The sequence below is a fragment of the Planomonospora parontospora genome, from assembly GCA_014647935.1.
GTDB classification, from domain to species: Bacteria; Actinomycetota; Actinomycetes; order Streptosporangiales; family Streptosporangiaceae; genus Planomonospora; species Planomonospora parontospora.
Window position 1 is genome coordinate 55660 of record BMQD01000007.1, and the last position, 12882, is coordinate 68541.

The following is a 12882-nucleotide window of genomic DNA, read 5'->3' on the forward strand; positions in this document are numbered from 1 at the left end:
ATGGGGGCCTGCGGTTCTCGTACTCCCGGCCGAGTGGAGGGCGCGGTCTCAACGGGGTGCCACCAGATGGACCGGACAACCCAGGCGATGCCCCATCTGGACGAGGTTGTCGGCGAACCCCCGCCGCGTGTCGGCGGCGAAGCCGACGAAGAAACGATTGGCCAGTGGCACGCCCCACCGCATCCTCTGGGCGACATTGAAGACCCGGTGCACGAGCAGCGCGCCCCGGGGGTGTGGTTCGACGCTCCACTCGCCCCGGTACCACCAGCCGCCCTGGAAGGAGATGGTGTGGCCGGTGACCTCCACGGTGGAGGTGTGACCGGGCAGATCCTCGACGGTGAAGCGGCCGGTGCGCGTGCCGCCGGGCAGTAGCGCACCGGCCAGGTCGTCGAAGACCACGGTGGGCGGCGCTTCGACGATCCCGGTGACCTCGGCGATCGGCTTCTCCTCCCTCACCGTGCCACCCGCGTGTTCTGGAAGGAGGCGAACCGCCACCCTTCGGGCGTGCTGACCGCGGTGAAGGAGACGATCGACTCGCGGAACTCGCCCGCCACCGCGGTGCCGCCTTTCGAGATCACCAGGACCGCTCCGTCGGCGAGCGGTTTGACCTTGATCCGGCCGTTCGGGGCGGCCATGGTCGATCCCCGGAGCGGTCCGTCGAACAACCAGCGGTGCGAGGCCTCGATGGCCGCTCGCCCCTCGCTGTGCATGCCGTTGAAGGCGATGTAGTCGGCGTCCTCGGTGAAGAGGCCGCCGTAGGCGGTGGCGTCGCCCGCGTTCCATGCGTCGGCGAGGCGGGTGAGCAGACCGGTGATCTCCGTGTTCACGGACATGGCGCGATTCCTTCTGGTCGTGGCGCCTATCCTGGAGGTTGCGAGTCCAGGCAGGGCAGGCGCCTTGTTCGGATGTCCGGCTGCCAGGGTGTTGGCGCACTCTGGCAGCCGCTTGCTCATGGTTCGTCGAGCAGCTGCGACAGCAGGTCCTGCCGGACGGTGCCCGACCAGCCGAGCTCGCCCGATTCCAGACGGGCGACGATGCGCTGCACCCAGGCCAGTTCGGCCTCGTTCAGCGTGCGCTCGTAGTCGACCTCGATCATCAGGATGTCGGGCAGGCCGTTGTCCTTCATGGCGCGCAGGTGGGCGTCCGTCCCGGCCAGCAGTCCTTCGAGCGCCGCGGCTCTGGTGCGCAGGGCGCGCAGCGCGTCGGGCACCGGCAGGGTGCCGATGAGGGAGACGGCCGCGGTGAACGTCCGGCGATCCGGGTGAGGGCTCTCGAGGAGCGCGCGGAGCCTGGTCGACAGCTCACTGCGGCCCTCGTCGGTGATCTCGTAGACGGTGCGCTCCGGCCGGCGACCCTCTCTGCTGGTTTCGACCGGGGCGATCAAGTCCTCGCCCGCGAGTCTTTCGACCGCGTGGTAGAGGCTCCGAGGAAGCCCGGTGACGTAGTCCTTGTGGGTGTCGATGATGAAGCGGTGGAGCTCGTAGGGGTGGCTGGCGCGCACCGCGAGCATGGCCAGCACGGTCAAGCCGACCAGATCAGGACGCCGCGCCATAATGATGCCTCCTTCTATATTGCATTATGCACTATAGCGGAATCAGGGGAAGGTTCCGGGGCTGACGGGCGGATGGTCGGTGATCGGCATCGCGCCGCCGCTGCCGGGGGACCGGCCCGCACCGGGCCCGCGGTCGCCGTGCCGGTGGCCCACCGCCGTCGACTTTGGTCGCGGAACCCCCGTCCGAAGTCCGATGTGCGCCGTACATCGGATTCCTAGCATCGAGGGCATGACCCAGACCGCAGCGCCGGCGTCCAGGCGCATCCACGAGATCGACGCCGTACGGGGCTTCGCGCTGGGCGGCATCCTGGTCGCCAACATCGGCTTCTTCGCCGATCCCGGATACGCCGTCGGCATCGGCACCCTGCCCATGAGCGAAGGCCCCGTCGCCCTCGTGGTCAGCACCCTGGTGCTGACCAAGTTCTACGTGATCTTCTCGTTCCTGTTCGGCTACTCCTTCACCCTGCAGATGCGCTCGTGGGGCGAGAAGGTCAAGTCCCGCATGGTCCGCCGCTGCCTGGGCCTGTTCGCCCTGGGCGTGGCGCACGGGTTCCTGCTCTGGATCGGCGACATCCTCACCCTCTACGCCGCACTCGGCCTCCTGCTGCTGACGATGCGCGACATCAGGCCCAGGACCGCCGTCAAGGCCGGCTGCTGGATCATTGGCGTGATGTCGGTGATCTGGCTCGTGCTGGCCGGGCTCGTCCTGCTCGACCCGAGCGGCGCGGCGGCCCCGGTCGCCGACACGGCCGCCGCGGCGCGGGCCGAGGCGCTGGTCACCGGCGGGCCGCTGGACTTCCTGCGGTTCCAGGTCGAGACCTACCCGATGCTCGCGGCGTTCGTGTGGCTCGGCCAGGGCCCGATGGCGATGGCGCTGTTCCTGTTCGGGCTGGCGGCCGGGAAGTCGCGACTGCTGGAGGAGAGGGAGCGCTGGGCCCACCTGGTCCCCAGGATCCTGTGGCTGGGCTACGGCGTCGGCCTGCCCGCCGCGGTCTTCTTCACCTGGTCGTCCCAGACGGGCGGCGCCGCGGAACTGGTCGGCCTGGCGGTCAACAACCTGGCCTCCCCGCTGCTGTCGGCCGCCTACGTGGTCACCCTGCTGGCGCTGGTGAAGCGGTTCCCGGCGGTCGCCGGCGCGCTGGCCCCGGCCGGGCGGACGGCGGCCTCCAACTACATCGGCCAGTCGGTGCTGGCCTGCCTGGTCTTCACCGGGTACGGCCTGGCGCTGGCGGGGGAGCTGCCCCCGATCGCGGTGATGGGAGTGGCCGCGGTGATCTACGCGCTCCTGCTGGCACTGAGCGCCTGGTGGCTGCGCAGCCACCGGCAGGGCCCGGTCGAATGGGCGCTGAGACGCTTCACCCTGCTCTCCACGGCTCCGCGGCGGTCCCGGTGATCTCATCGTTCTGCCGGTCCTGCCGGTCCTGCCGGTCCTGCCGGTCTGTCGGTCCTGTCGGTCCCGAGTGGCAGGATGACGCGCCATGGACTGGAAACTCGAAGTGGTGCCCGTCCCGGTGACGGACGTCGACCGGGCGAAGGACTTCTACGCCGAGGGACTCGGCTTCGCCGTCGACCTCGACATCCAGGTGGGCGACGGAGCACGCATGGTGCAGCTGACACCCCCCGGATCGGGCTGCTCGATCCATCTGAACACCGGGATCACCGGACCGCCGCCGGGCTCGCTGCAGGGCCTGCAGATCGTCGTGCCCGACATCGAGGCCGCCCGCGCCGAACTGGCCGGGCGCGGCGTGGAGGTCAGCGGGATCCGGCACTACGGTGAGGACGGCACTCTGGCCGACGGGCCGGGCGGCAGGTGGAACTCGTTCGTCTTCTTCTCAGACCCCGACGGCAACGGCTGGGTCCTGCAGGAGCGGCCCGCCGGCGGGTGACGCCCGCGCTCCGGCGGGAGATCCCCGAAGCCTCGGCGCTCACGTCCCGACGAGGAAACCGACGACCATCACGACGAGGAGGGGGAGTCCCAGCGCCCCCGTCCAGACGGTCGCCTTCCTGGCGCGCATCATGACGGCGGAGAGGAACGCGATGAGGACCAGCCCGAACGGGAGCGCGGCGAGCTGGAACAGCGCCCGCCACACGCCCCGTGCCCGAGTGGGCAGCACCCGGTCACCCTCGGGGGTCAGGACCGCCGGGAAGACCTCACCCACCTCTGAAAGCCACCTGCGACCGGCTGGCGACGGGTCTCAGAAGGGCGGCTCGTCGTCCTCCGCCCCGGTGAGCGCGCCGGTGACCGCCTCGACCCGGCTGGTCGTGCAGCCCGGCGACTCCAGGATCTCGCCGGTGACCGGGTCGATCACCAGGCCGTCGACCGTCATGAAGGGCCCCTCGTCCGCCCGGGAGGCGTCGCCGCACCAGCGGGAGACGGGGCAGAACCGGCACCAGGGCCCCGGGGTCGCCCGGAAGGCGGTGTCCCGGTGCCAGGGACCGGCCAGCTCCGCCAGCACGGCCCGCGCGGCGGCGACCACCCCGGGGTCGGCTGCGTCGAGTTCGACCACCGTGCCCGAGACCGGGGTGAGCTGCTCCAGCTCGACGGTCCCGGCGGTGTCCCCGAAGACGCCGCCCGCGATCAGGCAGACTGCCAGGGCGAGCTGCGGGACCAGCTCCAGGGCGTTCTCCGCGGTGATGCCGCGGTCCGTCAGCGAGGTCTTCTGCTCCCGGTAGACCAGGCGGCCGTCCACCCGGCGCAGCAGGTCCGGGTTGGCGACGACCACGACGTCGGCGGTGGAGTCATAGGCGGCCACCCCCGGCTCCGGTATGACGGCGGTGACCTCGCCGGGACCGCGCAGCGGGCACACGTCCACGTGCTGGACCAGGTAGGGCCAGATCTGCCGATATTCGTCCCAGTTCATCATCCGCTCGGCCAGGCCGTGGAAACTCCCGGTGGGGTCGGGCAGGTCTTCGAGCGTGCACGGCCGCTTCCGCGGCCTGCCGTGGGCGGTCTCCAGCCACCGGTGCACCAGCAGCCCGCGCCGGACCGCCGAGCCCGCGGCCTCCTCCGCCGGCAGGTGCAGGTCGCGCAGGTGCGACTGCGCGGGGCAGACCTGGTACTGCCGGGCCGTGGTGACCGACCAGGTACGGCGGTGCGTCCCGGGACCGGGCAGCCCGAGCAGCCCCGGCGTCCGGGCGAGGGCCTCGCAGGAGCCGAACAGCCTGCACCCGGCGCAGTCGGAGCCCGGAGCCCGGCGGTCGTCGGTCAGCAGCCCCGCGGCCACCGGCCTGACGGAGTCCAGGTATGCCTGCCGTACCTCCTCGGGGGCCGCGTCGACGAGCACCCGGGCGTCGGCGTCGGTCAGGCCCATCTCGACCACCCGGATCCGCCGCGGCCGCACCCCGCCGTGCTCGACCGGGATGGGAACGGCCTGGTAGACGTCGCGGGGGTCGACGACCCGGTCCCCGGCCGCCGCGACGTACGCCATGGCGAGCGTGGAGTGGTCGCTCTTGCGCCCCGTCGGACGGCGCAGCCGCAGTCGGCGGAACTCGACGACCGAGCCGTCCGGCGAGGCGTACCAGCGGCCCCACGCGGTCAGCGCGCGCATCTCGACCGCCGAGGCGCCCCGCGTGCCGTGCTGCACGACGCGGGGCCGCCCGTCCAGGTGGAGCTCGACCCCCTCGGCGGCCAGCTCCGCGGCCAGGCTCTCCGACGTCTCCACGTAGGTGCGGCAGGCGTGCCGGATCCAGCGGGCCACGCCCCGGTGCACCGGATCGCGGCTCTCCTCGACCGCCATCTCGGCCGCGACGTCCGGGTCGTAGCCGTCGTGCTCGACGAAGTCCAGCGCCGAGATGACCAGACCGAGGGGGAAGGACGCCCACGGCGGGTAGCGCCGCCGGTCGCGGACCACCGGCCGCATCGCGGGATAGGCTTTGGCGGCGGCGGACGCGGGGCAGTCCCGCTCGCGGCGGTCGAGGGCGCTCGCCGAGAGCCGGACGACGTCCGGATTTCCGGTGAGCTCGGTGCGGAGGGGCATCGGGTCTCCTGTGGATGACGTTCCGTAAGATCTATAGCACCTCTTGTACTCGTGTTGGGGCTCCCCTGGGGATGACGTACGGGAAACGAGGGCGCAGCCGTGGGCCGTGCCGGGCCGTTCCCGCCGGACGCGCCTTCCACGACGGCGACGGCGGTGGCCGGGGCGCGCACCACGGCGGCGGTGACGGTGACGGCGGTGGCCCGGGCGCACACGACCGCGGCCTGTCCGCTCAGGGAGTGAAGGCGGCCGCGTGCTCCTGCGCCCAGGTGGCGAACGTACGGCCGGGCCGTCCGATCAACCACTCGACGTCTGCGGTGGTCTCGGTCGGAACGCCGTCGTTCGACCGCTGCCAGTCCAGCAGCGCGTCGGCGATGGGCTCGGACAGGTATCCGGCCGTCTCCGCTTTCCACTCCTCGCGGGTGACGGTGCGGAAGGCGATGTGCCGGCCGGTCGCGCGACCGAGGATGTCGATCTGCTCGGCACAGGTGAGCGATTCGGGGCCGGTCAGGGTGTACGCCCGGCCGCCCAGGGCGGGGTCGGCCAGGACGGCGGCGGCCGTCTCGGCGAGGTCGGCCTCGTGGATGGGATCGCTGTACGACCCCGGGTAGGGCAGGCTCACCGGAGCGCCGCTCTTGACGGGCCAGGACCACGCCAGGGCGTTGCCGGCGAAGGCGCCGGGACGGAGCAGCGTGCTGCGGACGGGGGCGGAGGCCAGGGCGTGCTCGACGTCTGCGTGGGTCTTGGCCAGGGGGTTGGCCTCGGCTTCGGGGGCGAGCACGGCGGAGGACGAGAGCAGCACGATGTGCTCGACTCCGGCGGTGACGGCCTCGTTCACGAAGGCGTCGATGTGCGACGGCTCGGCGTACAGGAAGACCGAATCGACACCCTCCAGGGCGGCGGGGAAGGTGGACGGGTCGGTGAGGTCGCACCTGACGGTCGCCGGTTCGCCCGGACTGCTCGAGGCCGGGCGGACGAGCAGGTCGCGCCGGCGCAGGAGGGAGATGAGCTCGGTGGCCACGGCGCCACGAGCGCCGGTGACGAGGATGGTCATGTCAGGACATGCCTTTCTGCTGATGGAACCCGGGCCGGGAAGGGCCGCGGACGGAGTGGTGCGGACAGGGTGGTGCGGACGGAGTGGCTTGGCGCGCTGCGGCTTGGCGTTGCGCGGCGCGGACGGCGTGAGGCGGACGGGCGCCGGTATGCGGCCCTCTTCCAGGAGGCTGCGAAGGGTAAGATTCAGGCGCGACGCGAAATCAGTGTCACGCAAAATTTGTGCGACGCAATAAAATGTGAAGGGTAGGACCGTCCGGTGTCAAATCGAGCCGAAACGCTGAAGCGGATCATGGACGAGAGCCGGCGGCACTATGCGGCATACGTGCTGTTCAACCAGGCGCTGGCCGACCATCTGCAGATACACTCCACCGACCTGCAGTGTGTGGCGCTACTGGATCAGGAGCCAGGGCCGGTCAGCACCGGTGACATCGCGCGGCTCACCGGCCTGACGCCCGGCTCCGCCACCCGCCTGGTGGACCGGCTCGAGAAGGCGGGTCTGGTGGAACGGCACTCGGACCCCGCCGATCGCAGGCGGGCCCTGGTCGCTCTGGCGCCCTCGGCGAGGGAGAGGATCAGCGAGGTCTGGGATCTGCCGGGCAGGGCGTTCATCGAGGTGCTGGAGAGGTACGGGGACGCGGAACTGGCCGTCATCGCCGACTACCTGCACCGAGCCGCCGAAGTGGGCCGCGCCCAGGCCGAACGCCTCACCGGGGGGAGCTGAGGGCACGACGCCGCCGTCGGCCCGGGGCCGAGCCGGCTTTCCCATGACTCCCCGGAGGCGGCCTGCCGATGACGGTGTCACCAGGCGCAGCGGTACGTTCCCGGCGCACTCCGGTCGCCTCCGGGCAAGCGTGAGACGGTCGCGGTCCGCGATCACCGGTGGGTGTCAGAACTTGATGCGGGCGGCGACCGCCAGATGGTCGCTGCCGGTGGCGGGCAGGGTCCAGGTGGTGACGGGATTCGCCGCCCGGGTCATGACGTGGTCGATCCGGGCCACGGGGAAGGCGGCGGGCCAGCTGAAGCCGAAGCCCTCCTCCGCCGGGGTCAGCCGGGAGGTAACCGGCGCCAGTCCCCGGTCGTCGAGGGTGCCGTTGAGGTCGCCCAGCAGAATGATCCTGTCCTGCTTCTCCGCAGCGATGGCCGCGCCCAGTGCGGCGGCGCTCTCGTCCCGCCGTCCGGTGCCGAAGCCGTCCGGCAGCCGAATGCGGACCGAGGGCAGGTGGGCGACGTACACGGCCGCCTCGCCGTACGGCGTCCGCACGGTGGACCGCATCCCCCGGCTCCAGTCTCCGGTGACCTCCACGGGCTTGATGTCCACCGGCCGGGTGTCCGCGAGGGGATACCTGGACCAGAGTCCGACGGTGCCCACGACCGCGTGGTGGGGATGGCCGGGGGCGAGGGCGGACTCGTAGACGGGCAGGGCGCCGGGGGTCAGCTCCTCCAGGGCGATGAGGTCGGCTCCGGCCTGGGCCAGGGCTCGCGCGGTGCCTTCGGGATCGGGGTTCTCGTCGTTGACGTTGTGCTGGAGCACGGTCAGGTCGTGAGCCGTTCCCCGATCACCGGGTAGCAACCGCTCACCGAAGAGGGCGGCCCAGACCGCCGCGGGCAGCACCAGGGACACCACCGCGGTGACCGAGCGACGCAGCAGAGCCAGGACCGCCAGCACGGGAACGGCCAGGCCGCCCCAGGGCAGGAAGGTCTCCAGCAGGCTACCGGGGTTGCCCGCGGCGTCGGGTACGACGCCGGGGAACGCCAGTAGCGCGGCCACCAGCACCGCGACCGCCGCGAGGACGCGTCCACGCGTCCAGGACCAGGACGTCCGGCCGGGCGCGCCCACCTCGCCTCGGTGCCACCGGCCGACGCGACGAGGGCGCTTCCCCGCAGCGTGAACCTTCCGATCTCCGATCTCCATACGCCCGACCGTACGGGTCACCGGCTGTCCTCGTGCACCGCCCGGCCAGGGCCAAGGGCCAGGACCAGAGCCAGGAGCCGGGGCAGAGGGCCGGAAGTCGGGGGCAGGAGCGGTGATCGCCGTTCGCTGGCAGGATCTCGATGTGGCGATCCAGGTGTCGGTGTGCGGTCCGCGCGACTGCACGAGCGAGGACGAGTCCAACGCCCGTGAGGTCGGCCGGTTGCTGGCGGAGCGCGGCGCGGTGGTGATCTGCGGCGGTTACACCGGGGTCATGGCCGCCGTGGCGGCCGGGGCCCGGTCGGCGGGCGGGACGGTGGTGGGCATCCTGTCCCGAGCGGACAGACAGGACGCGAACCCGGACCTCTCCATCGTGATCCCGACCGGTGTCGGGGAGGCGCGCAACGGCATCATCGTCAACTCGGCTGACGCCGTGATCGTCATCGGCGGATCGTGGGGCACGCTGTCGGAGCTGGCGCTCGCGATGCGCCGCGGCCGCACGGCCGTGGTCCAGCTCGGCGGCTGGCGGATCCTGGACCGGGACGGGCGTCCGCTCACCGGCGTCGAGCACGTTTCGACGCCGGAGGAGGCGCTGGCGCGCACCGGGCTCTGGCCCGGTCGCTGACCTCCAGGACGGGCCTGTCAGGTAGGACAGGCCCGTCGGGAGCCGGTGCCGCCGGCCTTCGGGGCAGGCCGGTCGAGAGCCGGTGCCGATGACCGGGGCGGGTCCGTTGGGGGCCGGTGCCGCCGGCCGGGGCGGGTCCGTTGGGGGCCGGTGCCGCCGGCCTTCGGGGCAGGCCGGTCAGGAGCCGGTGCCGCCGGCCTTCGGGGCAGGCCGGTCAGGAGCCGCTGCCGCCTGGTCGCCAGTGGGGATCACGGCCGGTGAGCCCGAGCAGCCGGTCCAGCGGCGGCGCGTCACCGGGCACGGGCACCGGCGGTCCGAACAGCCCGGGGCTGCCCTCCGGGCTCTGCGCGACGACGGAGCCGACCCACCGGTACGCGGTGGCGACGGGCTCGGCCAGGGCGGGGTCGGAGCCGGGATAGGGCCGGCCTGTCGCGACGGCGAGGTCCCAGCCGTGCACGATGACCTCGTCGAGCGCGGCCGCCCCGGCGGCCTCGGCCGGCAACCGGATGCCGCCGGCCTCGGTGGTGCCGGTCCACGCCGACTCCTTCCGCCATGCCCGGGCGAGCTCGTCGAGGCGGGCCGGGATGCGGTGGCGCCAGTCGCCGCCCAGCCGGGACGCGTCGGGCACCGGGGCGCGGTCGCCGCCGTCGAGGGGCGTCTTGGCGGCGGCCGCGGTGAACGCCACGCAGAGGCTGTCGACGTGGTCGAGCAGCTCGCCGACGGTGATGCCGCCACAGGGCGTGGGCGCGGTGAGCTGATCGTCGCGGACCTGCCCGATGAGGGCGGCCAGCACGTCGGTCGCGGGGCGCAGGTCGGCCGCCGTCATCGGACCGCCTCCGCGAGCCGGTCGAGGACGCCGTCCCAGCCGGCGCCGACCTGGTCGGCGACCTGGGGCAGGGCGGCGGCCAGCGCGCCGAGCCGCTCGTGCACCAGGGTCAGGCGGGTGCCGCCCCCCGGCGCCTCGTCGAGGGTGACGGTGAGCAGCGAGTCGAACACCGGGCCGGCGTCGCGGTCGGGGCCGATGAACCCCCAGCGCCAGACGATGCGCCGGTCCGGCACGAGCTCGAGCAGCTGCGCGTCGAAACCGCCGACGGGCTGGTCGGAATCGGTCTGCCGGATGAGGTACCGGCCGCCCGCGCGCTCGTCGACCTCCGCGCGCACGCCTTCCAGGGATCCGGGCGCCAGCCACCGCTGCAGGATCGCGGGGTCCAGCCAGGCCCGGTAGACGGCGTGCACGGGCGCGGACAGGACGCGCTCGCGCCGTACGGCGGGAAAGGCTGCGAGGTCGGTCGTCATGGTGCCTCCTCATGGACGGACGGGTGCGGCGGGTCGAGGACGTGCTGCAGCGCGTCGAGCCGGGCGTCCCAGAACCCCTCGTAGAAGCGCAGCCAGGCCGTCGCGTCGGACAGCGGACGGGGTCGGAGCCGGCAGACGTGCCGCCGCCCGGTGACGGTGCGCTCCACCAGCCCCGCCTGCTCGAGCACCTTCACGTGCTTGGACGCCGCAGCCAGGGACATGCGCAGCGGCGCGGCCAGCTCGCCGACCGAGAGCTCCCCGGCGGCGAGGCGGCGCAGCATGCCGCGCCGCGCGTCGTGAGCCAGGGCGTGGAACACCGCGTCCAACGCCCCGTTATCCTCAACCATATGGTTGAGGATAGAGGCCACCCCTCTGATATACAACCAAAAGGTTGATGATTAGCTGCGCTGATTCGATGGTCATCGGCCGGATGCCGCCGGATTCCGGTCGTACCGGTAGTGCGGCCGGCACGTACCGGGCGGCGGGGGAGCGACCGCCCGGTGACATCGTGGCCGGTCGTGGTCGGCCGTGATCACTGACCGGGCGGTTCATGGTCGCCCGGTGGACGGAGTGGATCGCACAGAACGTCGGCCCGGACGCCGAGAAAGGACCGGTGAAGACCTCGCCGTGATGCTCCCCGGTGCGGGAGCGGCCAGTCCACCGGGCAGGGCGACCTAGACTCCGCGCCATGCGTCCCATGCGCGCCCTCCGGGCGTTCGTTGCGCTGCTCCTCCTCTACGGGATCACGGCGGCGCCCGCGTTCCTCCTGCCGGGGAAGGTGATCCTGCAGCACGCGACCGCCGAGTCCGTCGAGGTCCACTGGGAGCCGCCGGACGTCCTCGACGAGCCCTACGACTCGCGGATCGAGCCGTACAACCACGCCCTGGGCCTCGCCCAGGACCGGGCCGAGGCGTATCCGGAGGACCTCGCCCCGCCGTACCTGCTGCGCCATCCGTGGCGGCTCGTCGCCCCTCACGCCAGCGCGCGTGGGCGCGAGCTGGCCGCCGCGCCGCTTCGCGGTGTGTCCTGGCCCGACGGCGTGCGCACGCCGTTCACGATCACCCCCGAGGTACGGCAGGCCCGGAACAGCACTGCGGAGCTCATGGCCGTGATGGAACTCGACCCGGGGCCGCTCGCCGACGAGAGGGTCTTCGGCGCCGGGATCGACCCCGAACGGAACCTGGTCGTCCTGGACGTGAACGCCTTCGACCAGGGACTGCGCCGTCGGCTGGCCCGGGAGTACGGCTCCGACCTGGTCGCCCTCCGCTGGGACCCGTTCGGAGGACCGGCGATCCTCCTCCTCGGCCGGTAGCCGCCGCCCGTCGGCAGGCCCTCGATCGGCAGGAGGTTCCGCGACCGCTCGAACAGCGAGTTCGTCCCCTGATCCAGGAGGCGCGTCCCCGGAAGTGCCGACGGGTGCTCCAGGGACCGCACCGGTCGCTTTCCAGGAGACCTGCCGGGGAAAGGGACCGCTCATCGGCGGTGAACTTCAGGATCACCTGGCGTAGACGATCTTCGGCGGTGCACAATCACCAGTGTGAAGGCATATGTCGGGGTGACCGACGCCGCGTGGTACCGCTTCCTGGCCGCCCGTCCCGGAGTGAGCGAGGTCAACTTCTGGCGCCCGTCGAGCGCACGGGAGTTCAAGGTCCTCAGCCACGGTGAGCCGTTCTTCTTCAAGAGCCACTATCCGCACAACCGCGTGGTGGGCGGCGGCTTCTACAGCGGCTTCGCCCAGCTGCGGGTATCGGAGGCGTGGGAGTTCTTCGGCGAGGGCAACGGCGCGGCCAGCCTGGCGGAGCTGCGCGGCCGTGTCGGCCGCTACCGCAAGGAGCCGATGGGACCCGGCGACGACCCGGTGATCGGCTGCGTCATCGTCCGCGACGTCTGCTTCTTCCCCGAGGGGACGGACGCAGGAGCGCCGCCGGACTTCGCCTCCAACATCGTCCAGGGCAAGGGCTACGACCTGGCGGTCCATCCCGAAGCGGCCTACTTCCACGGATTGCTCGACCGCATGGGCATCGGTGTGGAAGTCGACCTGTCCGAGCCGTGGCACCTCGACGGCCCGGTCTACGGCGATCCGCGGCTGGCTCCCCGGCGGCTGGGCCAGCGGGCGTTCCAGGCCGTCGTCCTGCAGGCCTACGAGCGGCGCTGCGCCGTCACCGGGGACAGGATCCGGCCGGTCCTGCAGGCGGCCCACATCCGTCCCGTCGCCGCCGGGGGCCAGCACCGCCTGGACAACGGGCTGCTGCTCCGCTCGGACGTGCACACCCTGTTCGACCGGGGCTACCTGGCGGTGGACCCGAAGTACCGGCTGCGGGTCAGCCCTCGGCTGCGGGAGGAGTTCGGCAACGGCGAGGAGTTCTACCGGCGGGCGGGAACGCAGATCGCCCTCCCGCACCAGCGCCGCGACCGGCCTGCTGCCGAGGTCCTGGAATGGCACCTCGACGAAGTCTTCCTCGCCTCCTGA

General features: G+C 72.3%; 16 protein-coding genes. 6 read left to right on the forward strand and 10 right to left on the reverse strand.

The window, feature by feature from the left end:
- Nucleotides 1-48 precede the first annotated feature (48 nt).
- From IEZ07_RS12945 to IEZ07_RS12955, 3 genes are all read right to left on the reverse strand, one after another.
- On the reverse strand, nt 49-456 hold the full coding sequence (locus IEZ07_RS12945; protein ID WP_191894983.1) for a hypothetical protein: 408 nt from the start codon (nt 454-456) through the stop codon (nt 49-51).
- Nucleotides 453-833 (reverse strand): SgcJ/EcaC family oxidoreductase, encoded by a 381-nt coding sequence (locus IEZ07_RS12950; RefSeq protein ID WP_191894984.1) that lies wholly within the window; start codon nt 831-833, stop codon nt 453-455. The genes IEZ07_RS12945 and IEZ07_RS12950 overlap by 4 nt, the downstream gene beginning before the upstream one ends.
- Before the next feature lie 116 nt (nt 834-949).
- On the reverse strand, nt 950-1552 hold the full coding sequence (locus tag IEZ07_RS12955; RefSeq protein WP_191894985.1) for a PadR family transcriptional regulator: 603 nt from the start codon (nt 1550-1552) through the stop codon (nt 950-952).
- 229 nt (nt 1553-1781) lie between these two features.
- On the opposite strand from IEZ07_RS12955, the gene IEZ07_RS12960 reads away from it, so the two are divergent.
- Both IEZ07_RS12960 and IEZ07_RS12965 read left to right on the forward strand, forming a co-directional pair.
- Entirely contained in the window at nt 1782-2945 is a 1164-nt protein-coding gene (locus tag IEZ07_RS12960) for a DUF418 domain-containing protein (RefSeq protein WP_191894986.1), read from the forward strand.
- An 85-nt stretch (nt 2946-3030) separates the two neighbouring features.
- Nucleotides 3031-3438 carry a VOC family protein gene (locus IEZ07_RS12965; RefSeq protein ID WP_191894987.1) on the forward strand — a complete coding sequence of 136 codons (408 nt, stop codon included), beginning with the start codon at nt 3031-3033 and terminating at the stop codon, nt 3436-3438.
- A gap of 39 nt (nt 3439-3477) precedes the next feature.
- Here IEZ07_RS12965 and IEZ07_RS12970 read toward each other — a convergent pair whose 3' ends face one another.
- The 3 genes from IEZ07_RS12970 to IEZ07_RS12980 form a co-directional block, all read right to left on the reverse strand.
- Nucleotides 3478-3711, reverse strand: a complete 234-nt coding sequence (locus IEZ07_RS12970; RefSeq protein ID WP_191894988.1) for a hypothetical protein — start codon at nt 3709-3711, stop codon at nt 3478-3480.
- A 36-nt stretch (nt 3712-3747) separates the two neighbouring features.
- On the reverse strand, nt 3748-5529 hold the full coding sequence (locus IEZ07_RS12975; RefSeq protein WP_191894989.1) for a PD-(D/E)XK nuclease family protein: 1782 nt from the start codon (nt 5527-5529) through the stop codon (nt 3748-3750).
- A 229-nt stretch (nt 5530-5758) separates the two neighbouring features.
- Nucleotides 5759-6580: an NAD(P)H-binding protein gene (locus tag IEZ07_RS12980; protein WP_191894990.1), complete on the reverse strand. Its 822-nt coding sequence runs from the start codon at nt 6578-6580 to the stop codon at nt 5759-5761.
- Nucleotides 6581-6838: 258 nt separating this feature from the next.
- On the opposite strand from IEZ07_RS12980, the gene IEZ07_RS12985 reads away from it, so the two are divergent.
- A complete protein-coding gene (locus IEZ07_RS12985) occupies nt 6839-7303 on the forward strand; it encodes a MarR family winged helix-turn-helix transcriptional regulator (protein ID WP_239319855.1) in 465 nt (154 codons plus the stop codon).
- Between the two features lie 165 nt (nt 7304-7468).
- Here the strand turns inward: IEZ07_RS12985 and IEZ07_RS12990 are convergent, their stop codons facing one another.
- The gene (locus IEZ07_RS12990; protein ID WP_239319857.1) at nt 7469-8419 is read right to left on the reverse strand and encodes an endonuclease/exonuclease/phosphatase family protein; all 951 of its coding nucleotides are present in this window, start codon (nt 8417-8419) and stop codon (nt 7469-7471) included.
- A gap of 187 nt (nt 8420-8606) precedes the next feature.
- On the opposite strand from IEZ07_RS12990, the gene IEZ07_RS12995 reads away from it, so the two are divergent.
- Nucleotides 8607-9116: a TIGR00725 family protein gene (locus IEZ07_RS12995; RefSeq protein ID WP_239319859.1), complete on the forward strand. Its 510-nt coding sequence runs from the start codon at nt 8607-8609 to the stop codon at nt 9114-9116.
- 214 nt (nt 9117-9330) lie between these two features.
- Here IEZ07_RS12995 and IEZ07_RS13000 read toward each other — a convergent pair whose 3' ends face one another.
- From IEZ07_RS13000 to IEZ07_RS13010, 3 genes are read right to left on the reverse strand one after another with little or no spacing between them, the layout of a single operon-like run.
- Nucleotides 9331-9942, reverse strand: a complete 612-nt coding sequence (locus IEZ07_RS13000; protein ID WP_191894992.1) for a TIGR03086 family metal-binding protein — start codon at nt 9940-9942, stop codon at nt 9331-9333.
- Nucleotides 9939-10412 (reverse strand): SRPBCC family protein, encoded by a 474-nt coding sequence (locus IEZ07_RS13005; protein ID WP_191894993.1) that lies wholly within the window; start codon nt 10410-10412, stop codon nt 9939-9941. The genes IEZ07_RS13000 and IEZ07_RS13005 overlap by 4 nt, the downstream gene beginning before the upstream one ends.
- The gene (locus tag IEZ07_RS13010) at nt 10409-10759 is read right to left on the reverse strand and encodes an ArsR/SmtB family transcription factor (protein ID WP_191894994.1); all 351 of its coding nucleotides are present in this window, start codon (nt 10757-10759) and stop codon (nt 10409-10411) included. The genes IEZ07_RS13005 and IEZ07_RS13010 overlap by 4 nt, the downstream gene beginning before the upstream one ends.
- 341 nt (nt 10760-11100) lie before the next feature.
- On the opposite strand from IEZ07_RS13010, the gene IEZ07_RS13015 reads away from it, so the two are divergent.
- Both IEZ07_RS13015 and IEZ07_RS13020 read left to right on the forward strand, forming a co-directional pair.
- Entirely contained in the window at nt 11101-11724 is a 624-nt protein-coding gene (locus tag IEZ07_RS13015; protein WP_191894995.1) for a hypothetical protein, read from the forward strand.
- A 225-nt stretch (nt 11725-11949) separates the two neighbouring features.
- Entirely contained in the window at nt 11950-12882 is a 933-nt protein-coding gene (locus IEZ07_RS13020) for an HNH endonuclease (RefSeq protein WP_191894996.1), read from the forward strand.